The organism is Aureibacillus halotolerans (assembly GCF_004363045.1).
In the GTDB taxonomy this organism is placed as follows: domain Bacteria; phylum Bacillota; class Bacilli; order Bacillales; family DSM-28697; genus Aureibacillus; species Aureibacillus halotolerans.
In genome coordinates this window covers 68,230-92,028 of record NZ_SNYJ01000004.1, presented here as the reverse complement: position 1 = coordinate 92,028, position 23,799 = coordinate 68,230, and the positions used below count along the sequence as shown (strand labels likewise).

Annotated in this window: 22 protein-coding genes and 1 pseudogene; 11 read left to right on the top strand and 12 right to left on the bottom strand. The window is 44.0% G+C overall.

The features are described 5' to 3' along the window. Positions 1 to 228: 228 nt before the first annotated feature. Positions 229 to 1,269: an NAD(P)/FAD-dependent oxidoreductase gene (locus EV213_RS06410; protein ID WP_133579684.1), complete on the top strand. Its 1,041-nt coding sequence runs from the start codon at positions 229 to 231 to the stop codon at positions 1,267 to 1,269. A gap of 84 nt (positions 1,270 to 1,353) precedes the next feature. On the opposite strand, the gene EV213_RS06405 is transcribed toward EV213_RS06410, so the two are convergent. Beyond that, positions 1,354 to 1,887, bottom strand: coding sequence for a DUF1697 domain-containing protein (locus tag EV213_RS06405; protein ID WP_133579683.1), 534 nt, complete (start codon positions 1,885 to 1,887; stop codon positions 1,354 to 1,356). Between the two features lie 122 nt (positions 1,888 to 2,009). Here EV213_RS06405 and EV213_RS06400 point away from each other — a divergent pair, with 122 nt between their 5' ends. Next, a complete protein-coding gene (locus EV213_RS06400; protein WP_133579682.1) occupies positions 2,010 to 2,876 on the top strand; it encodes an SMP-30/gluconolactonase/LRE family protein in 867 nt (288 codons plus the stop codon). Positions 2,877 to 2,932: 56 nt separating this feature from the next. On the opposite strand, the gene EV213_RS06395 is transcribed toward EV213_RS06400, so the two are convergent. Further along, the gene (locus EV213_RS06395; protein ID WP_424923029.1) at positions 2,933 to 3,259 is read right to left on the bottom strand and encodes an ArsR/SmtB family transcription factor; all 327 of its coding nucleotides are present in this window, start codon (positions 3,257 to 3,259) and stop codon (positions 2,933 to 2,935) included. A gap of 109 nt (positions 3,260 to 3,368) precedes the next feature. Between EV213_RS06395 and EV213_RS06390 the strand changes: the two genes are divergently transcribed. Continuing rightward, positions 3,369 to 4,739 carry an MFS transporter gene (locus EV213_RS06390; RefSeq protein ID WP_243740009.1) on the top strand — a complete coding sequence of 457 codons (1,371 nt, stop codon included), beginning with the start codon at positions 3,369 to 3,371 and terminating at the stop codon, positions 4,737 to 4,739. A 138-nt stretch (positions 4,740 to 4,877) separates the two neighbouring features. Here EV213_RS06390 and EV213_RS06385 read toward each other — a convergent pair whose 3' ends face one another. Both EV213_RS06385 and EV213_RS06380 read right to left on the bottom strand, forming a co-directional pair. Continuing rightward, positions 4,878 to 6,383 carry an FAD-dependent monooxygenase gene (locus tag EV213_RS06385; RefSeq protein ID WP_133579681.1) on the bottom strand — a complete coding sequence of 502 codons (1,506 nt, stop codon included), beginning with the start codon at positions 6,381 to 6,383 and terminating at the stop codon, positions 4,878 to 4,880. 196 nt (positions 6,384 to 6,579) lie between these two features. Then, positions 6,580 to 7,005, bottom strand: coding sequence for a DUF6157 family protein (locus EV213_RS06380; RefSeq protein ID WP_133579680.1), 426 nt, complete (start codon positions 7,003 to 7,005; stop codon positions 6,580 to 6,582). 85 nt (positions 7,006 to 7,090) lie between these two features. Between EV213_RS06380 and EV213_RS06375 the strand changes: the two genes are divergently transcribed. Then, positions 7,091 to 7,603, top strand: a complete 513-nt coding sequence (locus EV213_RS06375) for a GNAT family N-acetyltransferase (RefSeq protein ID WP_133579679.1) — start codon at positions 7,091 to 7,093, stop codon at positions 7,601 to 7,603. Between the two features lie 245 nt (positions 7,604 to 7,848). On the opposite strand, the gene EV213_RS06370 is transcribed toward EV213_RS06375, so the two are convergent. After that, entirely contained in the window at positions 7,849 to 8,472 is a 624-nt protein-coding gene (locus EV213_RS06370; protein WP_133579678.1) for an FMN-dependent NADH-azoreductase, read from the bottom strand. 276 nt (positions 8,473 to 8,748) lie between these two features. After that, positions 8,749 to 9,186, bottom strand: coding sequence for an RrF2 family transcriptional regulator (locus EV213_RS06365; RefSeq protein ID WP_133579677.1), 438 nt, complete (start codon positions 9,184 to 9,186; stop codon positions 8,749 to 8,751). Positions 9,187 to 9,334: 148 nt separating this feature from the next. Here EV213_RS06365 and EV213_RS06360 point away from each other — a divergent pair, with 148 nt between their 5' ends. From EV213_RS06360 to EV213_RS06340, 5 genes are all read left to right on the top strand, one after another. Further along, on the top strand, positions 9,335 to 11,614 hold the full coding sequence (locus EV213_RS06360; RefSeq protein ID WP_133579676.1) for a helix-turn-helix domain-containing protein: 2,280 nt from the start codon (positions 9,335 to 9,337) through the stop codon (positions 11,612 to 11,614). A gap of 93 nt (positions 11,615 to 11,707) precedes the next feature. Then, positions 11,708 to 13,276 (top strand): type 2 periplasmic-binding domain-containing protein, encoded by a 1,569-nt coding sequence (locus EV213_RS06355; RefSeq protein WP_133579675.1) that lies wholly within the window; start codon positions 11,708 to 11,710, stop codon positions 13,274 to 13,276. 29 nt (positions 13,277 to 13,305) lie between these two features. Then, positions 13,306 to 14,268, top strand: a complete 963-nt coding sequence (locus EV213_RS06350) for an ABC transporter permease (RefSeq protein ID WP_133579674.1) — start codon at positions 13,306 to 13,308, stop codon at positions 14,266 to 14,268. A gap of 15 nt (positions 14,269 to 14,283) precedes the next feature. After that, on the top strand, positions 14,284 to 15,159 hold the full coding sequence (locus EV213_RS06345) for a carbohydrate ABC transporter permease (protein ID WP_133579673.1): 876 nt from the start codon (positions 14,284 to 14,286) through the stop codon (positions 15,157 to 15,159). Positions 15,160 to 15,415: 256 nt separating this feature from the next. After that, positions 15,416 to 16,033, top strand: a complete 618-nt coding sequence (locus tag EV213_RS06340; protein WP_133579672.1) for a YqaA family protein — start codon at positions 15,416 to 15,418, stop codon at positions 16,031 to 16,033. 35 nt (positions 16,034 to 16,068) lie between these two features. On the opposite strand, the gene EV213_RS06335 is transcribed toward EV213_RS06340, so the two are convergent. After that, positions 16,069 to 16,836: a MerR family transcriptional regulator gene (locus EV213_RS06335; RefSeq protein ID WP_133579671.1), complete on the bottom strand. Its 768-nt coding sequence runs from the start codon at positions 16,834 to 16,836 to the stop codon at positions 16,069 to 16,071. 139 nt (positions 16,837 to 16,975) lie between these two features. Between EV213_RS06335 and EV213_RS06330 the strand changes: the two genes are divergently transcribed. After that, the gene (locus EV213_RS06330; RefSeq protein WP_133579670.1) at positions 16,976 to 18,010 is read left to right on the top strand and encodes an NAD(P)-dependent alcohol dehydrogenase; all 1,035 of its coding nucleotides are present in this window, start codon (positions 16,976 to 16,978) and stop codon (positions 18,008 to 18,010) included. A 130-nt stretch (positions 18,011 to 18,140) separates the two neighbouring features. Here EV213_RS06330 and EV213_RS21045 read toward each other — a convergent pair whose 3' ends face one another. The 5 genes and pseudogenes from EV213_RS21045 to EV213_RS21290 all read right to left on the bottom strand — a co-directional run bounded on the left by EV213_RS21045 (position 18,141) and on the right by EV213_RS21290 (position 22,271). Further along, on the bottom strand, positions 18,141 to 19,304 hold the full coding sequence (locus tag EV213_RS21045; RefSeq protein ID WP_243740008.1) for a class I SAM-dependent methyltransferase: 1,164 nt from the start codon (positions 19,302 to 19,304) through the stop codon (positions 18,141 to 18,143). Between the two features lie 115 nt (positions 19,305 to 19,419). Beyond that, the gene (locus tag EV213_RS06320; protein WP_133579669.1) at positions 19,420 to 20,886 is read right to left on the bottom strand and encodes an MDR family MFS transporter; all 1,467 of its coding nucleotides are present in this window, start codon (positions 20,884 to 20,886) and stop codon (positions 19,420 to 19,422) included. Beyond that, the gene (locus EV213_RS06315) at positions 20,883 to 21,275 is read right to left on the bottom strand and encodes an LmrA/YxaF family transcription factor (RefSeq protein WP_424923031.1); all 393 of its coding nucleotides are present in this window, start codon (positions 21,273 to 21,275) and stop codon (positions 20,883 to 20,885) included. Before EV213_RS06315 ends, EV213_RS06320 begins: the two co-directional genes overlap by 4 nt. Positions 21,276 to 21,316: 41 nt before the next feature. Next, positions 21,317 to 21,482 (bottom strand): annotated as a pseudogene (gene yxaF / locus EV213_RS21295) (transcriptional regulator YxaF); the annotation flags it as partial. A 711-nt stretch (positions 21,483 to 22,193) separates the two neighbouring features. After that, the gene (locus tag EV213_RS21290; RefSeq protein WP_424923030.1) at positions 22,194 to 22,271 is read right to left on the bottom strand and encodes a putative holin-like toxin; all 78 of its coding nucleotides are present in this window, start codon (positions 22,269 to 22,271) and stop codon (positions 22,194 to 22,196) included. 331 nt (positions 22,272 to 22,602) lie between these two features. Between EV213_RS21290 and EV213_RS06310 the strand changes: the two genes are divergently transcribed. Further along, positions 22,603 to 23,649 carry a lactonase family protein gene (locus EV213_RS06310; protein ID WP_133579667.1) on the top strand — a complete coding sequence of 349 codons (1,047 nt, stop codon included), beginning with the start codon at positions 22,603 to 22,605 and terminating at the stop codon, positions 23,647 to 23,649. The last annotated feature ends 150 nt before the right edge of the window (positions 23,650 to 23,799 follow it).

Here is a 23,799-nt window from a genome sequence, read left to right as displayed (position 1 = left end):
ATGGAGAGCTTTTTTAGGGGGAACATAGATTCAGACTCCCTTATCAATGGAAGAATTTTTTATTACGTAGTATTTAAAGTGCTGCCTAAAAGGTGGTGCTTTTTTGCGCGCTGATTCTAAAGGATCAAAAAAAAGATTGTTCCTTTTACTGAAATTAGGTACAATTGATTGAGAATGAATATCATGATCAATTAAAAATACAAATGATCTTAGGGAGGGGAATGCACAATGAGTCAACCCGAGCTCTATGATGTAACCATAATTGGCGGTGGACCTGCAGGCTTGTACTCCGCGTTTTATTGCGGGATGCGTGACATGAAAACAAAGATTATTGAACATAATGATCGTTTAGGCGGGAAAGTATTGCTGTATCAAGAGAAAATGATTTGGGATATCGGTGGGATGACCCCACTAAATGGGGAGCAGCTCGTTGAAAATTTGATTCAGCAAGCCAACACTTTTGACCCTACTTTTGTGTTCAAGCAACGCATTCAATATATGGAGCGATTGGAAAATGGACATATTCGTCTGACCGCAGAAACAGGAGAAGTTCATGAGAGCAAAACGGTCATTATTGCTGCTGGTTCAGGTGTCCTTGTGCAGCGAAAGCTAGAGATTGAGGGTGCGGAGAAGTACGAAGTCAGCAACTTACATTATACGGTCACTTCACTGGAGCAATTCAAAGGGAAGCGCGTGCTTATTTCTGGCGGAGGCGATTCAGCCGTTGATTGGGCAAACGAAATTGCGCCGATCGCTGAAAGCGTCACGATTGTTCACCGTCGTGATATGTTTGGAGGGCTTGAACGTCACGTGCGTCACATGAAGGAAGTGGCTGAAGTGCTCACACCCTATGCATTGACGACATTGCACAGCACAGACGGATCAATGATTAATTCTGTGACCATTTCCAACGTCGACACCGAAGAAGAGGAAACGCTTTTTGTAGATGAGGTCATCGTGAATCATGGAGTTCACGGGGATCACGGCTTGCTTAGGGAGTGGGGCCTCGACATGACGCAGTATCAAATTTATTGCAACAAATTTATGGAAACCGAGCTTCCTGGCGTTTTTTGTGCAGGAGATACAGCTTTGCACGAGGGCAAGCTTCGTTTGATCGCAGGGGCTTTTGTTGAGGCTGGACTTGCCGCAAATGCGGCCAAAACGTTTATTGATCCAGAGGCGACAAAAGCAGCGTATGTGTCCTCCCACAATGAACGTTTTAAAGAAAAGAACAAGGAATTGCAACAACAGCAACGCGTCGGCGTGTAAGTAGGGCGAAATGTATGCCGTGATAGACGAGGATCTCACTGTGCATAAAGATGAGCCGAGGATCGTAGCAAAATCTATGACTCCTCACTCTGTTATGTCTTCGGCCAGCGCTAGCAGCTTATGCATTGTGTTCCAGTTCCTTGTCGTCACATCAGTTTTGATTGCTTTTGCCAATGGTGTGGTTCGTATGCTTTGCCGTAGAAAAAGGAAGAGTGTATGGCCTGTTAAAGTATAGTCATCTTTTCCATCTGCACGCGTAGCAAGCTCCGTTTCCATTGTGTCAGGTAGCTCATCTGTTGCCAAGACGAAATAAACATTCCCACCTTCAGGTACATCGTTGATATCGTAAGGGCAGCTGGAGATTATATCCTGGAGCTCTTTAAGGGTTTTTAAGGCAATATCAATATGAAAACCGAACACCTTTAAGCAATGGGCTTCCATGTCTGAACGAAGTGACACCTTGTCTGCATTTGACGTAAACACCACATTGCCGCTTTGAATATACGTTTTCACATGTTCGAGTCCCATGCCCTCTAATCCTTTCCTGAGGTCTGCCATGGGCACTTTTTTATGTCCGCCAACATTGATGCCACGAAGAAACGCAATATATGTTGTCATGAGAAGTGCTCCTTTCTATGAGTATGTCCATCGTATACGAAAACCCCTTCCAGTTCACCCTCTTTCTCTTAAAACCATGGTATAATGAGGGCGTTTACATAGATTGAGGGAGGGAAACAAAAATGGAGCTCTTAGTGGATGCAAAGGCACAGCTCGGTGAAGGCCCAAGCTGGTTTGCCAACGAAAACAAACTGTATTGGGTTGATATCATTGGCAAGAAAGTCCACCAGTACGATCCAAAGACCGGCAAGGATGAACAGATTCAGGTAAGTCACATGGTAGGCACACTGGCGCCGGTCGCATCGGGTGGCTTGATCATCGCCATGCAAAACGGTATTCATCTTTTAGACTGGGAAACCGGGGGCGTGACGCCAGTGATTGATCCAGAGCAAGATCTGCCTGACAATCGATTTAATGATGGAAAATGTGACCCTGCTGGCCGCCTTTGGGCTGGTACGATGCACTTGCACGGTCAAAAAGAGGCAGGTGCTTTGTATTGTCTCGACACAGACGGCACGGTGATGAAAAAGCGTTCACAGGTGAGTACCTCCAACGGCCTAGCATGGTCTCCAGATGGGACGAAAATGTACTACATCGACACGCCAACGCAGCAGGTTGTGGAATTCTCTTACGACCAAGCGACTGGTGACATCTCGAACGAAGAGGTCATCATCACAGTGCCAAGAGGCGCAGGATCTCCTGATGGCATGACGATTGATCAGGAAGGTATGCTATGGATTGCTCATTGGGGTGGGAGTGGCATCTCCCGCTGGGACCCGAATCAGAAGAAACAGCTAGATTTCATTGATGTTCCCGCATTAAACGTCACATCATGCGCGTTTGGTGGCGATCAGCTCTCCGATTTGTATATAACGACAGCAAGAGTAGGTACAAGCGACGAGCAGCTTGAGAAATATCCTCATGCTGGCGGAGTGTTTCTCCTGCAAACAAATGTAAAGGGCAGCCCGACGTTTTCCTATCAGGGGTAGTATATTGATTATATTCATTCTGCAACCCATTGCAAATTCTCTTGCGGTGGGTTTTGTTACGCTCTTTTTTCTGGCTCATAGCCTCGCAGTACGGCAGCTAAAAGTCCTGGAAAACGAGTCTCTAAGTCTTCCCTTCGAAGGGAGATAAAGCGATGTGTTCCTTCTGTTCGAACGTGCACAACGCCGGCCTCGCGTAACGTTTTTACGTGATGTGAGACGGTCGACTTTCCGACGGGCACAGAGAGGTTGCCACAGGCTAATTCTTCCCTGTCAGATAAACTGGATACAATGGACAAGCGAATCGAATCGCTTAGTGCATAGAGCACAGTTGGTAACTGGAGGGTTGAAGTGGCAGGGTGATGAAGCGGTTTCAGAATAAGCACTCCCTTTTTAATAGTAGGCGTGGTCCAGCAAAGTTGGTTGCATTGTAACACAGTGCATGCTATATTTCTATAGTTCGATAACTATAAAACTATATTGAGGTGCACAAAAGTGCCTTCTACAAAAAACACTGAACGGCCTGTCATGAATGAAGGTCTTGTCACCTTGTTGATCAGCATTACGCTAGTGTTTGTCGTGATGAACACGATGATGTTCAATATTGCTTTGCCATCCATTGCAACCGAATTTGCTGTGTCTGAAGCGACTGCAAGCTGGCTCGTTACCGGGTATTCAATCGTTTTTGCCATTTCATCGATTACATATAGTCGCCTATCCGATTTTATTCCGATACGCCGGTTGCTTGCCATCAGCATGTCGATTGTCAGTCTGGCTGCCATTGTTGGTCTCTTCAGCCACTCGTTTTTCGTACTAATGGGTGTCCGAATCGTCCAAGCGGCGGGGGCAGGAGCCATTCCTGCGTTAGGCTTGATTCTCGTGAGCCGCTTTATTCCAACAGGAAGGCGGGGAAAGGCGATGGCTGCAGTGATGGCGGCGGTTTCCCTTGGTTTAGGGCTCGGCCCCGTTGTTGGTGGGATCATCGTAGAGTTTGCAGGCTGGAATACGTTGTTTGGAGTCACAGCTATTATTTTACTTCTTGTTCCTTTTGTATACAAACAAATCCCAGCAGAAACGCCTGTAAAAGGGAGTTTTGATGTGATGGGTGCGCTTTTCATAGGCGTGGGAACGACATGCGTCCTGTTGTTTTTGACAACGCAAGTATGGCTCGCGTTTTTGATTGGTGTGGTGTCTTTACTTTTGTTTGTATGGCGCATTCGGACAGTAAAGGAGCCTTTTGTGGAGCCGACTCTTTTTCGTCATCGACGCTTTCTTTTGTTGAGTGCGGTAGGCATTGCCGCTTATTTATGTAACTTTGCGACCCTGTTTTTACTTCCACAGCTACTGCATCATTCGCACAATCTTAGCGCCAGTTCGGCAGGCCTTATTATTTTTCCAGGTTCATTGCTTGCCATGATTATTTCTAATCGAATAGGAAAGTGGATCGATAATCGGGGCAACGAGCAGATTCTTTCCTATATGCCATGGATACCGCTGGTGGCAATGGTGTTATTCGCCTCCTTTGCAGCCGAATCATTTGTAGCAGTGCTCTTGATTTACATGCTTATGAGCCTGGGCATTACTGCTTTAAACAGTAGTGTTTCAAACGAAATGTCCCGTGTCCTCGAAGCGCGTCAAATTGGCACCGGCATGGGATTATTTCAGCTGCTACAGTTTTTCAGTGGTGCGTTTGGGGTGGCTGTTACAGCAAGCGCCTTAACGTGGCAAAAGGAGCTGACATTGTCTGTCGCCTATAGCAATATCTTCTGGGGCATGGCCGTGGTAGCTCTTTTATCCATTGTGCTTGCGATGGGCTATCGTCGGGCAACAGCCATTCATGTAAAGCAGTCGCGGCATGGTGCATAAGTGAAATAGGAAACAAGCGTTTAAAGCATGGTGTGTGCTCTAAGCGCTTGTTTTTTTAGAAGGATGTCTCGTCTTTTAAGTGCTAGAACAGATAGTAGAAAGACCGTGATAAAAAAAATTCTCAAGCTCGTACCGATTTTACAATAGTCTTTCTAGACGATGGGTTGTCACATAGTGCTGCAACTTCTGGACATCCTGCGTTTTAGAGGCAAGAGCGATATGACTGTCCGGGCGCACAAGGTACAGCGCATCCTTTCGCAAACCTGCTTGTCTTGCTTTATCCGTCCATGGCATGGTATGGATTGGAATATTTAAAGTGGCCGCTTTTTCGGTGAGTGCTGGAGTGCAATTGCCGTAGACATGAATTTGCCAGTCAATAGATTGAAGATGACTAAAATTATCACCTGTCCAAGGCAAACGATCACCACTCTTTCGTTTTCCAACAGCCCCTTCACTTAATACGCTTGAACGATAGGAAATGCCAATTTGACTCACGGTATGAAAGGCGATTTCTCGAACAAACGGCCATTTGAACAACAATGGCGCGAGCTTTGGTGCGATGAAATTCCGAATTGTGCGACCGAAGACATTTTGCATCATCACCGTACTAAACGCGCGATCTGTTGTGGCAACGAGCGTTTTGGCAAAATCGATGCGCTCTGTTTCATAGGTTTGCAGAATGGAGACATCCGCACGTTTGTGAATAGCCGCAGCGAGCTTCCATGCGAGGTTGACGGCATCGCCAATCCCTGTATTCATTCCTTGCCCACCAGCAGGGCTATGAATGTGAGCGGCGTCACCAGCAATGAACACACGGCCTTTTTGGAATTGTTCGGTGACACGGTGGTGGACACGGTATTCGGAATACCAGTTTACGCATTGAATTTGAATTTGACACAAATCTTCGACAAATGATTGAAACTGAGGATGCTGTCCACCATCCTCCCCACGGAATTCTTCTGGTAGAATGCCGAGCAGACGTTGGGTTTTTGCCGTGCGAACAGGGAGCATCAACAGCAGACCTTTTTTATAAAGATAGGCGTCCATGCCGCCGTCAATCGCTTTCCCCGTGGCCTCGACATCGGCGACAAAAAACGGTCTTTCGTAGGTTCCACCAGGAAATGCGAAGGCCAATCCTTTGCGGACAGCGCTGTGGGCGCCATCACAACCACAAAGATAAGAGGCTTCAATACGGTCCGTATGTCCATCAAGTTGGACAGTCGCTACAACGTCCTCACCTGAATCGATGAAGTGAACAAGTTCTGTATTCCATTCTACGTCGACGCCTTTTTGTTGAAGGTGGCGAATCAGCAACTCCTCATGCTCGTCCTGCGCAAAACTTACCACATAGGGATACGGACTCAGCTTTTGGCCAATGTCGCCAACATGAATGTCACCTCGAACCCCTTTTTCGCTGTGAATCTGTGCGTGTTCAACCTTTATCCCTCGTTCAATCACTTCATCGGCAAGCCCCATTTGCTGATAAAACTCTAGTGTCCTCGCATGCACCGCCATGGCACGCGACGTATTTCCTGGTCCCGGCTGTTTATCAATAATTCGCACAGAAACATTGTAGGAGGTGAGCCACAGCGCCAGCACGAGACCCGTAGGACCAGCGCCAGAAATTAGCACGTCTGCTTTCATCCTCTTCATTCCCTTCACGTAAACCTTCTCTATACCATTAGTATACCCCCCACATCAGAAAGGTTAACGGCGCAAGGAGTGACGATTATAGCACAAAACGTGATGTGGAAATGGATTGTGTCGAGGGGAAGTATAGGGCGTATAGAGAAATCTGTCATGTGATTGAAGGAACAGAAAAAGCATAATGTAGAATGGCTTACCCTGACGTTCGTTTGCTTCGCATGCCAGAAAGCTTTGTTATGGATTTATCTTGAACAAATTCCTCATAGGCATTTGTTTCACTGCCGTAAAGAGCGATTTTGCCTTCTTGATTAAAATGGAGCCCCCATCCATACGTTTTTGGTAGCGCAGAGGCACGTAAACAGGCGTGGGACTTTTGAAAAAAAGCTTTTCTAGCTTGTTCATTCTGTTCCTCGACAGGAATCTGTTTGTGGTGGAGATGCACTTGATAAAGAAGCTCCTCCTGCGTGTAGCTGTAGGGGTGGGCAGAAAGCATATCGTATTCAATTCGTGCCTTTGTCAGAGCTTTCCCCTCTTTCACTTTAGGAGCAGTTCCCTCCAACGCACGACAATCTGGTGACGTCGTAATAAATGTCTGATAATAGTTCAAATCTTGTGGCATAGGTTCCTCCTCTTGACAATGTTTTCTTTCCTCTTTAGCGTTAGTATATCTTACTATTGCAAAATTAATAATAAGGAGCATGCAAATGAACATTCGCCACTTATTGGAGAAAGATGCTTTACCAGTTAAACGGGTCATCAATGAATGGTGGGGTGGCAGGGATATGATCCAAATGGTGCCGCGTTTGTTCTTTCAGCATTTTAATGACACAAGCTTTGTAGCTGAAAGAGATGGAGAAATGATTGGTTTTATTATTGGGCTTCGGTCTCAGTCAAGAGCTAATGAGGCGTATATCCATTTTATTGGTGTCCATCCGGGGTATCGAAAGGAAGGGGTCGCTGGAATGCTATACGAGCGCTTTTTTCAAACAGCTCTTGCAAACAACGAAGCTGTTACCGTTCGCTGTATTACATCGCCAATCAACAAAGCATCTGTTGCTTATCATAAAGCAATGGGCTTTGAAGTCGTCTCAGGAACGGAAAATGAGGATGGCTTACACGTACAGAGTGATTATGATGGCGATGGAGTTGACCGTGTTGCCTTTGTGCGAACGATTACGCGGGAAGATATGCCCAATGTCTTATGCGAAGAAGTGTAGCACGGGCAAAGTGTCCGGAAATGGTGCTTTTGTGCCCGGAAATGCTATGGTCGTGCCCGAAAATGAACCTGAAGTGCCCGAATTTCAACCTATCGTGCCCGAAACTAAGGAAAGTGCCCGGAAATTCGTCAATAGTGTCCGATAAACAGGTCGGAGTGTCCGGAAATCTGTAGGCGGTGTCCGAAAAAACTTCTGAAGTGCCCGAAAATGAATAACAAAAAAGGCTGCCGTGGCAGCCTTTTTGCTTAAAACGTAGCGGCAAGCGTTTTAGCCTGGTCAACGCCTGTGGCAATAATGTTCTCAGCTTGTTCAGGTGCTGCATTATGTCCTTCAACGATGACTAATTCCGGTGTTGTGATGCCGGCAAGCCCGAGCGTTTGTGAGACAAGACGTAGTGCCATCTCAGCATTGGCAAGGTCACCGGAGTAATTGCCACCACGAGCTGTAAGAAGTGCGACGGTTTTATCACTGGCTAACCCTTCAGGACCATTTGCTGTATATCTAAAGGTTTTCCCTGCTTGCATAATGTAAGACAGGTACGTAACAAGTGGGGCAGGTACTGTGAAATTCCATAATGGGAATGCTATAACAATTTTCTCGGCAGCTAAAAATTGGTCAAGGTATTGCACAATCGTTTGGGATAGGTCAGCTTCTTCTGTCGTCATCTCTAGCTCATTTGCTCGTTTATACATTGACGTAATCGCCTTATTGCCGTAGTAAGGAAGGTTCAAATCAAAGAGATTGAGCTCTGTGATGTCGTCCTCAGGGTGATTTGCACGGTACGACTCAAGAAATGTGTCGTAGAGCTTAACACTCACAGATTGCTCGGCTGGGCGATCGTTCGCTTTAATAAATAGAACTTTAGACATTAAAATAACCTCCAATAAATGTTTTTATGTGTTTCTGTTGCAAGCACAGTTAAATCGATGAATAACAACCAAACAAATTGTTTAATTGCAACTTGACTAAGCACATTATATACCGATTTACGTCTAACTGCAACTAACTCAGTCACATTATGCGCTGAACTAAAATTAACTGCAACTAACTTAAGCACATTATATACTGACTTATAATTAACTGCAACTAAAATGAGCACATTAATACCGATTTCGATTTAATGACAAAAAATAAGACGTCAAGGTTTATCCTTGCGTCATTAAGTCTTCCAACGTGTACATCTGAAGTGTGTCCAACACCGTCACTTGTGTTTTCTTTAAAACTTCTATGATCTGCTCATCGAGGTCATGGACGACCTGTTCACACGCTTTTGAAGGGAGATGACCGATATGTTCTTCACATTCATGTGGAGGTTCTAAAGCTAAATGCACATCAGCTAGTGTAATTAGGTGAGCAGGTACCTTCAATAGGTATCCTCCGTCACGTCCCTCTCTTGCTTCAACAAGCCCGGCTTGTGTAAGTGCGGACATCACCCTTCTGAGAAAGGTGGCGTGAGATTGAATATGAGCGGCCAACGTGGCACTGGAAACAACAGTCCCACGGTTTGCTAAAAATGCCAGAGCGTGAACAGCTGCTCTAAACTTCGATGGTCCAATTTGTTCAGTCCTTTGTGTAGTCAACATGCCACCTCATTTCTTTCATCTCCTGTTATTGTACATGACAATGAATTTTGAAAGCAATGGATAGACGTATGAATCGGATAGAATAAACAGTAGAAAGTTATGAAAAGTGTGATAAAATAATTTATCATTTTATGTGGAGCTGAAAAACATGAGGCGTATTTTAACTGGAAAATCCAAGGTGTTTTTGGCTATGCTGTTGTCTTTCCTTCTTGTCTTCTCGATTCCTGTTTCATTTGAGGTTCTTTTGTATCGTCAGATGGAACAAAGCATAAGAACACAGCATAGCAAAGGAAATGTAGCAATGCTGGAGCAACTTAGACAAGTGCTCGATCAACGCCTTAATGAAGTGGATCAATTGGCCGTTCAGGTCGCCTTTCATCCGCACCTTCAATTGGCATTAAGTACGAATCATGAAAACTATTTGTATTTCCAACTCATTCAAAGCTTGAAAGCCTTGGACAATAATCCGTTTATAAAAGATTTTTTTATTTACTTCAAGGAGAAAGACATTGTACTGACACCAAGTATAAAAACAAATTCATCAATATTCTTCTCGAAATACTATCGGTACGAACAGAGTCAGTTGAATCATTTACCAAATTTTATAACAACATATTCAGGGGAAAAAAATTATCTACCAGCGCAAATTGTTCATAACCCTTTTACAAATGAAAAACCTTCTGTAATTACGTTTTTACAAGGACTTCCTTATGGTGATTCAACTCCAACAGCGTTGTTAGGTGTCCTTGTCTACAAGGAAAAGATATCATCTCTACTCCATACTATAAATGATGTGAACCAGAGCACCGTATTTATTTTCAATGAACAAAGGCAATTAATTATGCGAACAGGAGGCGATGATAAGCTACCTATCCCTTCAACGCAATTAATGGAAGGGAATCACGGGAGTATTGAAACAAATGTAGACGGTGTTATGCAAAATATATCCTATGTAAAATCTAATCATAATGGGTGGACGTATGTTTCAGCGATTCCAAAACAGACGTATAGTGCGCCACTTGTAAAGGTACAGAACACGGCTCTTATTTTTTTAATTTTATGCTTATTTATCGGTCTGGCAGCTTCGTATTTTCTCACCGTGTGGCATTACAAGCCGTTAGAAGCACTTGTTTCATCTATTATAAAACCTTTTCATCAAACAAAGCTTCCTAGAAATGAATATGCATTCATCACAGATACTTTTTTTGACATGCAGGAGAAGGAAAAAACATTAGAAAAGCAACTTCATTTGCAAGAGCCAACAATGAATGAGGAAAAAACGCGGCGATTAATCCAGGGAATTGACAATGTATCAGGGGTCATCGAACAATTTGTCTGTGTCTCGTCGTATTTCGTCGTTGTGGCGTTAGAGTTCGAAGACGATTCATTAGAAGAAGGGAAATCTAGTCAGTGGAAGCTCATTCAGTTTTTAATCCAAAATATTTGTGAAGACTGCTTTAGCACACAAGGGAATATCTACACGACGTGTGTTGAGAAAGATCGTATCGCTATTATTCTCAATTACAAAGCTCCCCCATCTGCACATTGGATCAGTGAAATGGAGGAGAGAGCAGTACATATTAAACAAGTTCTTGAAAACACATTTCAACTTTCTGTCACCATCGGGATTGGAAACGTACAATCGGATATTCGAAAAGTAAAAACGTCTTATCAAGAAGCGCTGCAAGCCCTCGAATATCGATTTATTAAAGGCAAACAAGTGATTACGTTTTTCGAGGAACTTTCTGTTGAACCACATTATTATTATCCTACGGACGTCGAAGAGCAGCTTATTAATACCATAATGTCTGGGGATACCGCTAAGGCTCTTCAACTTATAGATGAACTGTTCACACTGAACTTTGAAGATCGAAACATCTCGTTAGAAGTGGGTCAATGTCTTGCTTTTAATTTGACCAGCACATTGTTAAAAGTATTGAATCGATTGTCTGTAAAAAAAGCACCGTGGCCAGCGAAGTTACTCGAAGATATGACAATGTGTCGAACGGCAGTCGAGGTCTTACATTTAGTGAAACAATATTGCGAAACCATTTGCGAGTATGTGGAGCAGGATCGAACAGATTATCAAAATGAAATGTACCTTGAAATTAAACGCATGGTCCAAGAACACTATGCTGACCAATCATTTAACGTTGCAGCAATCGCAAATAATCTCGATAGAACCCAGCAGCATGTGTCAACTTTTTTCTCAAAACATCATGGAGGTTCCTTAAAAGATTACGTAGCAAAAGTGCGCCTGTCTCATGCGAAAAGTATGCTTCGAAATCGAAATAACACAATAGCTGACGTCGCCAAAGCGATTGGATATGCAAACGATATCGGAGTGATCCGTTTGTTCAAAAAGTATGAAGGAATTACCCCTGGACAGTACCGAGACCAGCAAGATGATGGCGAATCTTACAAATAAATAGTCCATCTTAAAAAGTGTCTATAGGCGGATGAACGTTGTTTTGGCAAGATGGAAAAGCACCTTCATAAAAATGAGTAGGAGGATTTGTTTATGAAAAAGAAAGCGCTATCAATTTCGGGTGTTATCGCTATGGGGGTTCTTTTCGCTCTTTCCGGATGTCAAAACAATGAAGCAGGAGGAGAAGCAGAAGATGGGAGTTTAAATGTTTCTTATTTTGTGGGGATGGTAAGTGAGGTTTCTGCAAATGTAAAAGATTTAAATGAAGTCGCTGCCTATAAACAGCTTGAGGAGAAAACAGGCGTCACCGTCGATTTTCAACATCCTCCTGTTGGTGGTGATTATAATCAACAGTTCAATCTCATGATGGCATCAGGAGAACTGCCAGATGTGATTGAAAGAAACTGGGCCCAGGTTCCAGGAGGTATTAACAAGTACGCGAATGAAAAAAAGCTTGTGAAATTAAATGACTATCTGAGTGATCATGCACCAAATCTATCGAAAGTGCTTGCAGAGAATCCTGATTGGAAAAAAATGATTTCTACTGATGATGGCGGCATTTATGTGTTTCCATTTATTCGTGGCGAAGAAAAATTATTGACTTTTTTTGGACCAATTATTAGACAAGATTGGTTAGATACGCTTGGTTTGGAAAAACCCGAAACCATTGATGAATGGCATCACGCGTTAACTCAAATAAAAACAAATGATCCAAATGGGAACGGGGAAGCGGATGAAATTCCACTTTTGCCTGATTTAAATGCGAATGCATTTGTCGGGGCATTCGGTGCGGCTTCAGGTTTTTATCAAGAAGAGGGAACGGTCAAATATGGACCAATTGAGCCTGAATTTAAGGATTTTATCGAGCTCATGAAAAAGTGGTATGAAGAAGGTTTAATTGACCCTGATTATATGGCTACTGACAAAAAGCTGCGTGATGCTAAGGTAACAGGGAATCAACTTGGCTCATTTGTCTCTTACGCAGGGTCAGGAATAGGCTATTATATGGGGTTAATGGAAGAATCAAATCCTAATTTTCAATTGGCACCGACAGTTTATCCCTCTCTTAACAAGGGTGAACTAGCCGATTTTGCACATGTTGCTCCAGTATATGATGGCTACGGTGCGGCTATAACGACCTCGAATCCGGACATTGAAGAAACAATTGAGTGGATGGATTATAAGTATGGAGAAGAAGGACATATGCTCTTCAACTTTGGAATTGAAGGGGAAAGCTACGAGATAATCGATGGTTACCCTACGTTCACGGAAACCATTACAGACAATGAAGAGGGACTACCAATGGTTCAGGCGCTTGGTATGTATGTCCAATCGAGCTACTACGGGCCTTTCGTTCAAGATGTTCGATATATTGAGCAATACATGACAAGCCCTGCACAGAAGGAAGCTGTGGTGATTTGGGGCAAAGGAAAGAATGAGAAAGACCTGCCCGTCATTACGCCTACAGAGCAAGAAAGCAGTGAACTGTCTTCTATAATGAACGATGTGAATACGTATAAAGATTCCATGGTCAATAAATTTGTCATCGGTGAGGAATCTATGGAGAATTACGACAATTTTGTTGAAACAATAAAATCTATGGGAATGACCAAAGCCATTGAAATTAACCAAGCTGCTTTGGATAGATATGAAGCGAGGTGATGACATTTTAATGAGAGAGGAGCAGTGAGATGGGTAAGGTCATTACTGAAAAGCAAAAGACGGATTTATTGTATAAGAAACGGACGTACTGGTATCGATTGGGCAAAGATCTTAAGCGCAATCGGTATATCTATGCCATGGTGTTACCGGCTGTCTTGTATTACGCCATTTTTCACTATGCGCCAATGTACGGACTGCAGATTGCGTTTAAAGAGTATAGTACAACGATCGGCATATGGAATAGTCCCTGGTCTGGTTTTGAACACTTCAAGGACTTCTTTTCGGGCTATTACTTTTGGCCATTGATACGAAATACCGTATTGATCAGTTTATTCGAGTTGATGTTTGCTTTTCCGGCACCTATCATTCTTGCTTTATTGCTTAATGAGGTGCGACGACTTGCTTTTAAACGTACCATTCAAACGATTACGTACTTGCCGCATTTCATCTCCGTTGTGGTTGTGGTGGGAATGCTCGTCGACTTTACTGCCCGTGACGGATTAATCAACCAACTTACCGCCATGTTTGGCTTTGAACCAATTGCTTTTATGCAGGAAGCCTCCTGGTTTAGGCCAATATACATCGGATCGGGCATATGGCAAGGGATTGGTTGGGGATCTATCATTTATTTAGCGGCTATGGCAAATGTGAATCCGCAGTTGTATGAAGCCGCGAAAATGGATGGAGCCGGTCGGTTTAAGCAGGCGTGGCACATTACGATTCCTGGCATTTTGCCGACTATTGTGATTCTTTTCATCCTCCAAATGGGCAGTATGATGACAGTAGGGTATGAAAAAATTATATTGATGTACAATCCAATGACGTATGAAACAGCCGATGTGATCTCTACTTATGTGTATCGGAAAGGGATACTTGAAGCCAATTTCAGCTATAGTGCTGCCGTCGGTCTGTTCAATTCAGTCATCAACTTTGCACTTCTTATTGGTGCGAATATTTTGAGTCGGAAAGGGACAGGAAGCAGCTTATGGTAGGGGGTGGATTGAATAATGAAGCGAAGCGCTGGCGAAAAAGTATTTGATGCAGGGAACACAGTGTTCATGATCCTATTGATGTGTGCCACATTGTATCCATTTTTATATGTGTTGTTTGCATCGTTAAGCGATCCTGCCCTTGTTTCTCAACACCGAGGCCTTTTATTGTGGCCGGAAGGTTTTTCTATAGAGGCATATCGCTTAGTTTTTGATAACCCAATGGTCCTTGTTGGGTATGGAAATACATTAATTTATGTCATTGGCGGTACGGTATTAAATATGATTCTAACCTCGATGGCTGCCTATGCGTTGTCACGAAAAAAAGTCATGCTAGGTAAACCTATTATGATGGCGATCGTCTTTACAATGTTCTTCTCTGGTGGTTTAATTCCTACATATTTATTAGTAGGTGATCTAGGTTTAGTCGACACAAGGTGGTCGATGATTTTGCCAACAGCGATAAGTGCCTGGAATTTGATCATAATGAGGACGTCATTTCAAGGTATTCCTGATAGTCTTGAGGAATCTGCAAAGATAGATGGGGCAAATGATTTCACGATATTTTTCCGCATCATCATTCCTTTATCATTACCAGTAATGGCTGTTATTACGTTGTTTTATGCTGTTGGTCATTGGAACCAATACTTTAATGCATTGGTGTATTTGCGGGATCGAGATTTGTTCCCTCTTCAATTAGTTCTAAGGGAAATCCTCATTCAAAACAGCACAGATGAATTTATGACAGGGATTTCAGGTGGGGAAAGGCACATGATTGGGGAAACCATTAAATACGCCACCATTATTGTTGCGACCATTCCAATTCTATTCTTATATCCAATGCTACAAAGGTTTTTTGTGAAGGGTGTATTAATCGGATCATTAAAAGAATAAGGTTTTACTTTAATGATATACTCTGTCGACCGTAGGCAGGGTATATTTTTTTAGGAATCATTCAAGCCATATGAGAATGTCACATGAGCGAATAATAGACGAAGAGATCGTTAAGGTTATTTCCGACATAAATAAAGTGAAGTCATATGTAGTTTTTGTAAAACTACGACCTGCGCCCGTTGTATAACATACAGACGAATGGTACGATAAGGATGATAAAGTAAGAAAAATTTTGTGTAAGACGGGGCGTGCATAAATGTTCCAGGAGTTTTTGGATTTTTTGATGACGTTTGGAATATGGGGATTGATGATTCACTCGTTTTTAGACGCTGTCATTTTTCCGATTCCTGCATTTTTTTTGCAAGTACCTTTAAGTTTAATCGATCCGTCTCAGGCACTATGGCTTGCTACGGCAGGGTATGTGGCATGTTTACTAGGGACACCAGTGGGCTATTTTTTAGGACGCGTCCTTGGAAAAGGGATTCTTCAGAAAATACTAAAGCCAAAATGGGTCGATGCCGCTACGAGGATGTTTGAGAAAAATGGCGAAGCAGCGGTATTAATCGGTGCGTTTACGCCAATTCCATTTAAAGTGTTTACGATATTATCAGGATTCTTAAAGTTTCCCCTTTGGAAGCTCATTTTGTATGCAGCTATCGGTCGTGCTGTAAAGTTTTATGTTGTCGGAGGTCTGATTTTTGCTTATGGCCAAGCGGCAGAGGGCATGGTGAAGGGAGTCTCTCTTTATATTTTCCTTATTGGGGTGCCTTTGTTGTTGATTGGTTTATTCGTTAAACGAAAGTTTATGGCAAAGAAACAGAATGCCTCGAGCACGTCACTGAATAAGGTGCATGCAGACGATAAATCTTCATAAAAAAGCGATGGGAATCGAAGCCCATCGCTTTTGATTTAGCTCTTTGGTTTTCCCGTGTAGGCCAATACCGCATCACGTAAAAATTCGGCGCCACCAGGCTGATGATCATCATAATATTTTGTAAAACGTTCGTCATCGACGTACATTTGCGCAAGGCCTACGTGTGCCTCTGGAGAATAGGAGCTCCACGTGTAGGTAAGCCATTGCTTGTGTAGGTCCGCTGTTTTTTGACCAAGTGGACCTGCAGGGTCGCCTGTTTTGTATGCCTCAATGAGGGTGTCTAACACCTCTTGCTCCAATGCTTTAAAAGCCTCATACTCTTCAACAGTCATATTCATGAACTTCTTATTAGAAGCATCAATCCTGTCGCCTCCATATTTTTCACGAATCTCCTCACCGTATTTCGCTTCGTTTTCCTGTATTGCCTTCTGTTTAAAGGCTTCAAATTTTTCCTGATCTCTCATTGGAATGCCCCTTTCTGTTTGTTCAATCGTCTTCTTAACGTTTCCAAGCAGGGCGTCAAGAAGAGCTCGTTTTTGAAGGAGGTTGCGCTGATGTTCTTTAAGAGCAGCTAATCCATTGAACGTGGGATCCGTCACGATGCTTTTGATTTGCTCTAGTTCTACGCCAAGCTCTTTATAAAAAAGAATTTGTTGCAAGCGATCGACCTCCTCAGCTCCATATATTCTGTAGCCCGAGGAGTTGATACGAGCGGGTTTCAGCATGCCGATTTCATCATAATAGCGCAGTGTTCGTGCACTAACACCAGCCATCTGAGCAAGTTTTTTTACAGTGTATTCCATATCGAATGCCTCCTTCAAAAATAAGCTTAAACATTTACGTTGCGTCAAGGTCAAGGGGTAAAAAATATCTTTTTCGTTTTCAATAATACAGTAAAATAGTATGATGAATGAAAGCGCTTAAAAGAAATGAGGGACTAAAATGAAAGCAGCTGTTTTGGAACACCCATTGACGATTTCCATAAAATCATTGGAGCGTCCTGTACCAAACGCAGGAGAGGTTCTGATTAAAATAACGGCGGTTGGACTTTGCGGATCAGACGTGCACTATTATGAGCATGGAAAAATTGGTCGCTTCGTTGTTGAAAAGCCTATTATTCTAGGGCATGAGGCAGCAGGTGAAATCGTGGGCATAGGCGAAGGTGTCACTTCTCTATCAGTCGGTCAACGTGTGGCTATTGAGCCCGGGATGACCTGTGGCGAGTGTGAGTTTTGCCGCGACGGTACGTATAATTTATGCTCAGAGGTTGAGTTTTTAGCCACACCACCATACGATGGTGCGTTTTGTGAATACGTGACGATGAGAGAAGAGGTTGTTTATCCGATCCCTGACAGCATGTCCGATGAGACCGCAGCACTGATTGAGCCCTTTTCGGTTGGACTTCATGCGGTCCGTAGAGGCACGTTGACCGAAGGAGAGACGGTCATCATTATGGGCATGGGGCCAATTGGGCTTATGGCTGCGGCAAATGCCAGGCTGGCAGGTGCCTCTATGATTGTCGCTGTTGACCTAGAGGAGAAGCGACTCGACATGGCTCGGCAATTTGGAGCGACCCATACAGTAAATCTCAGGGAAGGCAAGCTAGAAGAGGAGCTTGCCCACATCACAGATGGTCGTGGAGTTGACCTTGCCTTAGAAACGGCAGGGCATCCTGATGCGCTAAGGCAGGCCATCCAAGCCGTTAGACGTGGAGGGCGCGTCGTCATCGTCGGTTTGCCCCCAGTAGATGAAGTATCCCTCCCTGTCCCATACATGGTAGATAGTGAGCTCAAGCTCATCGGCGTCTTTCGTTATCATCATACCTACCCAGACGCCATTAAATTGCTCTCTGATGGGAAAGTGGATATCACACAAATGATTACAGGGAAGTACTCACTTGAAGAAACAGGAGCTGCTTTCCAAGCAGCTATACACGACAAGGCGAATACGCTAAAGATGATGATTTACCCTGGCTGATGATTCACATTTTCATCCTTCTTAGATTCGCCATTTCTGTTGCTCGAATTGTACCGGATTAATATGCTACGGACGCAGGACTATGCGGATATCGCAGGTCCTCGTCCGTAGCATTTTTAAATTTATGAAATTAAGCTGGCTTCGTTGCAACGAGGGTAAAGGTCTTTGGCAGGCCGATGTCATTCATTTTATGATTAGGCTCTTCAGACAACACATCAATCGTAAGCCCTGCCTTTGCGACGGCGGTCACAATCTCCCCAAGTGTCCACTTCCGTTGGAAGACACGGGGTAGCTTGTCTCTTTTGTCTTCTGGCAAATGCTTTGAAGAGGCGGGAACCTGTTCATTTATTGTCGGATCAAAATAGTTTCCATCGACAGTGCGCATTTTGCCCGTTGAGGTGATAAGCTTTGTCGACACAGGATGAAATTCATGGAGCACAAAACGACCTCCATTGGCTAACATCTGAGCAACTACATTCATTAATGGCTGCAGATTGACAAAGTAATGAAGCACGCCAAGCTCAAGCACAACACGATCGTAATGATTATGTGGCTCTTCGGGCAGGCGTAGCACATCTGTAACGATGTAATCAAGATGTACACCAGCTTCTTCGGCAAGCGCCTTGGCATAGGCCGCATTTTCTTCTGAAAAATCAACAATGGTCACTTTGGCACCAAGCATTGATAGCGCGACCCCTTTTACACCGCTTGAGCCCATAAGATGAAGAATAGAGCTCCCATTGATGGGCTCAAGATGGTCTTTAAAAGGGTGAAGTCGCCATGCGGGGTGTTTTTTAAGTTTTTGCGCCATCTTATTTGGAGCGCCATGGCGTTCCACCAACGCTGTGTATTGATCCCGGTTCCAAACGTGCTGGTTCGTTTGCGTCACGTCGTTCTGTAAATCGTTCAAGTGTTGCTGAACGATAGGAGCCAGGGTTTGATCGCCTAGATAGGCATAAAGCGATAGGCACCAAACTCGTTCGCCATCGGAGGCCAACTGGATGCGTTGCGGATGCGTGCGAACGGTTGTCTGGAATAGGCAAGAAATCTGCACAGAGGTTCCTTCGACCTCAACCGAGCATGAAGCTTTACGTTCATTTTTACGTGTTTCTGGGGGCGAGCTATTGAACAATTGACAGGCAGCGTCAAACACATCCCACTGCACCTCCACAGAAAGCTGTTTGGGGGGAGAAGAGAGTGCCCCTTGGATATAAAGGGCGGTTTCGTTTATAAAATGGTAAGCGATTCTTTGACCTTCCAGTGCTTTCGCAACGACATGTAAGGCAGTTTTCATCATTGTCCTCCTTGAGAATCCGTACTTTATTTTATCAATGGACGAGCAGGGGCTCAAGGTGCCGTTAAACAAAAAACACGATGACCAAAGATGGCCATCGTGAGGCGAATGTTAATTAATGCATTGGCTGCTGATTTGCTTCACCTGGTGCACCTTGTGGAGATTTAGCGCGTTTTGTGAAAAACGAAAGAACGACAGCAAGGAGGGAGATGACAAAGGCAATGGTAAAGGCACCTTTTGTACCTGCAATCACGGCCATCGCTTCTGTGGCTCCATCGGCTTCTGCCGACATGACGCCCGATGCTTTAATGCCGACAAAGAACGCAATACCAATCGCACCGGCTACCTGCATTAAGGTGTTCAAAATCGCTGTCCCGTGTGGATAGAGCGATTGATCAAGCTGATTCAGTCCGTTGGTTTGTGTTGGCATCATAATCATTGAGATGGAAAGCATCAAGACGATGTGAAGCGCAACAAACAAGGCGAACGGAGTGTCTGCATTGATGTTGGATAAGAAAAACAGCACAATGCTTAACGCAATCGTTCCCGGGATGATCAACGCACGAGGCCCAAACTTATCAAACAGACGCCCCGTTATTGGCGAAAACAACCCGTTTAGTAGCCCGCCGGGAAGCAAAGCCAAGCCGGCAATCGTTCCGGTCAATCCGATGCCATCTGTTAAAAGCATGGGCAATAAAATCATTGTTGAAAACATCGACATCATAACAATGACCATGAGGATCGTTGAGATTGAAAACATCGGGTACTTGAATGTTCGGAAATCGAGCATAGGCTCCTTCAGTCGTAGCTGCAATACGATAAACGCCGCCAGAGCGATTGCACCAACAACAATGGAGACGATAACCTGAGGCTGTGCAAAGCCCGCTTCTCCTTCAGCAGAACTAAAGCCAAACACGATGCCACCAAAACCAATGGTAGAAAGGATTATGGACGGAATGTTAATTTTAGGCTTTGTCACTCTCGTAACATTCTTCAAGTAAACCCATGCAATTCCAATAGACAATAAAGCAAACGGCACGACGAAGAAAAACAGCCATTGTGTGCCAAAATTTTCAACAATCAGTCCTGATAACGTTGGTCCAATGGCAGGTGCGAACATGATCACCAGACCAATCAGTCCCATGGCGCTTCCCCGACGTTCAGCAGGAATGAGCACTAAAATCGTGTTCATTAGTATGGGGAGCATCAAGCCTGTGCTTGTTGCTTGGACGAGACGACCGATCAGAAGAACCGGGAAGTTTGGTGCAAACCCACAAATGAGTGTTCCGATGGTAAAGATGATCATTCCACCGATAAACATTTGTCGTGTTGTAAACCAAGAAATAAGCAAGGCAGATATGGGAACAAGTATACCAACGACCAACAGATAGCCAGTTGTCAGCCATTGAATCGTAGTGTGTGGTACGTCAAACTGCTCTGACAGAGGTGTCAATGCAACGTTCAACAACGTTTCGTTCATTATGGAGAAAAAGACACCTGTGATTAAAGCGACCATGATTGGAACCACTTTAATGTTGGGGTCAATCCCAGCAGGTGCTGTGCTTGTGTTTGTTGTGTTCATAATAGTTCTCCTTTTGGATGAGATGCTCTGTCACGTTTTATAAGTTTCACGAGAGCTGGTTGAATCGCCAGAAGTGGTTGAGCGTTCTGTTGTGCACAGCACAAAATAATTGCCCCTTCGATCATGGCGATCATGCTTAAGGCAATTTGTCTGCTTTCATTTTCAGTATGCCCGTAGCTTTGTAGTTGTTCTGCCCACAGACATTGAATAACATCGTAATAGCTGTCACAGGCTTCGCGAATCCGTTCACTTTCCCCTGAAACTTCCAATGAGAGCAACCCAATCGGCCATGCGCCAAATGAAAAGTTCTTTGATTCATTAAAGCATTCGGCTTGCTTTGAAAACATCCGTTCAAAGGCTGAGACAAGATCATCCTCTTGGTGGAACAACTGCTTAAAGTAGGTAGTGCTATCTGTAGTGACACCAGCAATCGCCTCAGCCGCAAGCTGTTCTTTACCATTAGGGAAATAGTGATATAGCGATCCTTTTGGGCTACCGCTTTCTTTAATGATTTGGTTCAAACCCGTCCCATGATACCCTTGCGTACAAAAAAGCCTGCTGGCTGTTGATAGTATAATCCCCTTCACATCATTCAAAAGATCATCGTCATCTCCCCCTGAGTTGTAAAAAAAAAAATAATACGTCGAAATTATAACGACTAGTCTAGATACTAATTGTTTCTCTAAAAGGTGTCAATAGAATTGTGATGGGATTTACAAAGGTTTAACGATTCATTGTTTAAAGAAAAAAGCCTGGATAAAAACCCTTGTTTCTTAGGGTGGAGTCTTACTGGCACTGACCTCGCGCATGTTTGAAATAAGGCTTTTATCTCTTTTAGCCAACGTTTTAGCGATGTATTTATTTTGCTCTTTCAGGCGTTCAACTGAGGGTTTTAGATCGTATATTCATTGACCGTATTTAGGGCGTGTCTTAAAACTAGCTAAGAGGCATCTGTCACCGCCTTTTCGTCCCCTGCTTCGTTCCTTTTCCTTGACGTACGTTCGGTACGCCTGCGAAAAAGCGCCTTGCTTGGAACGAAAATTCGGCAACTTCTGCTCCCTTCTGAGTTCTCAGACACGCCCTAATATTAAAATGAATAAGTTATGACAAGTTACATAAAAGTTCATAAGAAGTATGAACTGAAGTATGAAATTCACCGTATTCTGTGATATAATTATCTCAATAAGTGGAAACACTAAAAAAGCCACAAGTGCGGCTAACACTTGTGACTTACAACAACGATTCCGTAAATGGATCGGCCACAAACGAAGAGTAATTCGCCAGAGTGTCCTAACTCAGCAGGCGGGTTACTTTTTTCTTGTTGTTATCAAGAAAACAAGCGTTCCAAAGGCCAACATTAAAGTCAAAGCTTCATATGTGGTCATTGGTGGCACCTCCTTTCTAAAAGGAGTGCCGATCCACCTGTGAGTATCGTTATTGTTATCTAAATTATACCATGTTATCGCCTGGAATTAAGCAATTTTTACAGAACTAAACAGTGTTGGAAATGGACGATACATACCGCCACAAGTTCATTAACAAAACCTGTGGCTTTTTCTGTTCAGCAAAAGGAAAAGAGAGTTTGGGGAACACAATAATTGAGGGAACTATACCGACTAAACACATGCAATCCATCAGTCTTCTATAAATGCCAACCCATTCGCAATATGCTACACTGAAAACTATAATAAAGCTATTGCTAAGGAGTGGATTCCCATCGCAACGTATACAGCATTTATCGGAGCTTACACAAAAAAAGACAGTCAAGGGGTGTATTCAGTAGAACTAGATACCGCTAGCGCTAAGCTCACTGCCCCAGTTCTAGTGGCTGAACTGGACAACCCGACTTACGTGAATCTTAGCACAGATGGCCAAGTGCTTTACGCTGTTGCCAAGGAAGGCGACAGTGGCGGCGTGGCGGCTTACAGTGTCAGCTCATCAGGTGAGTTGACGCCTCTCAATAAGCAAATTGGTGGAGAAGGATCACCGTGCCACGTGAGCGTCAATGATGCACGAACACAAGTGGTAACGGCCAATTATCATACGGGTCTCGTCGCATTATACCCTGTAGAAGCTGATGGTTCGCTTGGCCCTGTAGCAGCAACGGTACAGCATAAAGGCAGTGGTCCAAACTCTGATCGGCAGGAAAAAGCCCACGCCCATTACGCAGGCTTCACCCCAGATCAACGCTACGTCGTTGCCGTCGATTTAGGGACAGATGAGCTTATCACATATGATCCATTAAATAACGAACTAAACCAGGTGGCTCGATTCGTTTTTGCGCCAGGTTCTGGTCCTCGTCATATCGCTTTTCATCCCGACGGAAAGCATGCCTTTGTATTAACAGAGCTGAGCAATGAAGTTGTTGTTCTTTCCTACGATGCGAAGACGGGCGTTTTCGAACAGGAGCAAGCCATTTCCACGCTGCCTAGTGACTTTTTTGAAAACAGTCAGGGCAGTGCGATCCACCTTTCCAGTGACGGTGCTTTTGTGTATGCTGGAAATCGTGGACACGACAGTATCGCCGTCTTTTCGGTAGATGAGACATCAAAAAAGCTTTCGCTCGTTCAGCGTGTATCCACTGAAGGTCATTGGCCGCGTGATTTTGTGCTTGATCCGACGGAAGGCTATGTTGTCGCCGCCAATCAGGAAAGCGACAATGTGCTTGTATACAAAAGAGACAAAGACACAGGGAAACTCACGGCATTGGCTGGTGAACAGACAGTATCTGCAGGTGTTTGTGTAAAGTTCTTGTCCAAATAGAGGTGAAGAGAACGGAAGGCAGACGCCTTCCGTTTTTCTGTGGGGAAAAAATTATAGACTTCATGAGGAAGTACGATAAGTCTGAGTGTACCGGTTACCGGATTAGAGAAAGCGAGCCTAAATTGATCGGAAGCGAGCCCGAATGGGAGA

Coding starts and splice junctions, on each gene's coding strand:
- EV213_RS06385 (WP_133579681.1), bottom strand. CDS start 6,383: ATGAAAGCAGACGTGCTAATTTCTGGCGCTGGTCCTACGGGTCTCGTG.
- EV213_RS06375 (WP_133579679.1), top strand. CDS start 7,091: ATGAACATTCGCCACTTATTGGAGAAAGATGCTTTACCAGTTAAACGG.
- EV213_RS06345 (WP_133579673.1), top strand. CDS start 14,284: ATGAAGCGAAGCGCTGGCGAAAAAGTATTTGATGCAGGGAACACAGTG.
- EV213_RS06350 (WP_133579674.1), top strand. CDS start 13,306: ATGGGTAAGGTCATTACTGAAAAGCAAAAGACGGATTTATTGTATAAG.
- EV213_RS06380 (WP_133579680.1), bottom strand. CDS start 7,005: ATGCCACAAGATTTGAACTATTATCAGACATTTATTACGACGTCACCA.
- EV213_RS06400 (WP_133579682.1), top strand. CDS start 2,010: ATGGAGCTCTTAGTGGATGCAAAGGCACAGCTCGGTGAAGGCCCAAGC.
- EV213_RS06340 (WP_133579672.1), top strand. CDS start 15,416: ATGTTCCAGGAGTTTTTGGATTTTTTGATGACGTTTGGAATATGGGGA.
- EV213_RS21290 (WP_424923030.1), bottom strand. CDS start 22,271: ATGACCACATATGAAGCTTTGACTTTAATGTTGGCCTTTGGAACGCTT.
- EV213_RS06335 (WP_133579671.1), bottom strand. CDS start 16,836: ATGGAATACACTGTAAAAAAACTTGCTCAGATGGCTGGTGTTAGTGCA.
- EV213_RS06370 (WP_133579678.1), bottom strand. CDS start 8,472: ATGTCTAAAGTTCTATTTATTAAAGCGAACGATCGCCCAGCCGAGCAA.
- EV213_RS06360 (WP_133579676.1), top strand. CDS start 9,335: ATGAGGCGTATTTTAACTGGAAAATCCAAGGTGTTTTTGGCTATGCTG.
- EV213_RS06355 (WP_133579675.1), top strand. CDS start 11,708: ATGAAAAAGAAAGCGCTATCAATTTCGGGTGTTATCGCTATGGGGGTT.
- EV213_RS06330 (WP_133579670.1), top strand. CDS start 16,976: ATGAAAGCAGCTGTTTTGGAACACCCATTGACGATTTCCATAAAATCA.
- EV213_RS06320 (WP_133579669.1), bottom strand. CDS start 20,886: ATGAACACAACAAACACAAGCACAGCACCTGCTGGGATTGACCCCAAC.
- EV213_RS06410 (WP_133579684.1), top strand. CDS start 229: ATGAGTCAACCCGAGCTCTATGATGTAACCATAATTGGCGGTGGACCT.
- EV213_RS21045 (WP_243740008.1), bottom strand. CDS start 19,304: ATGAAAACTGCCTTACATGTCGTTGCGAAAGCACTGGAAGGTCAAAGA.
- EV213_RS06405 (WP_133579683.1), bottom strand. CDS start 1,887: ATGACAACATATATTGCGTTTCTTCGTGGCATCAATGTTGGCGGACAT.
- EV213_RS06365 (WP_133579677.1), bottom strand. CDS start 9,186: ATGTTGACTACACAAAGGACTGAACAAATTGGACCATCGAAGTTTAGA.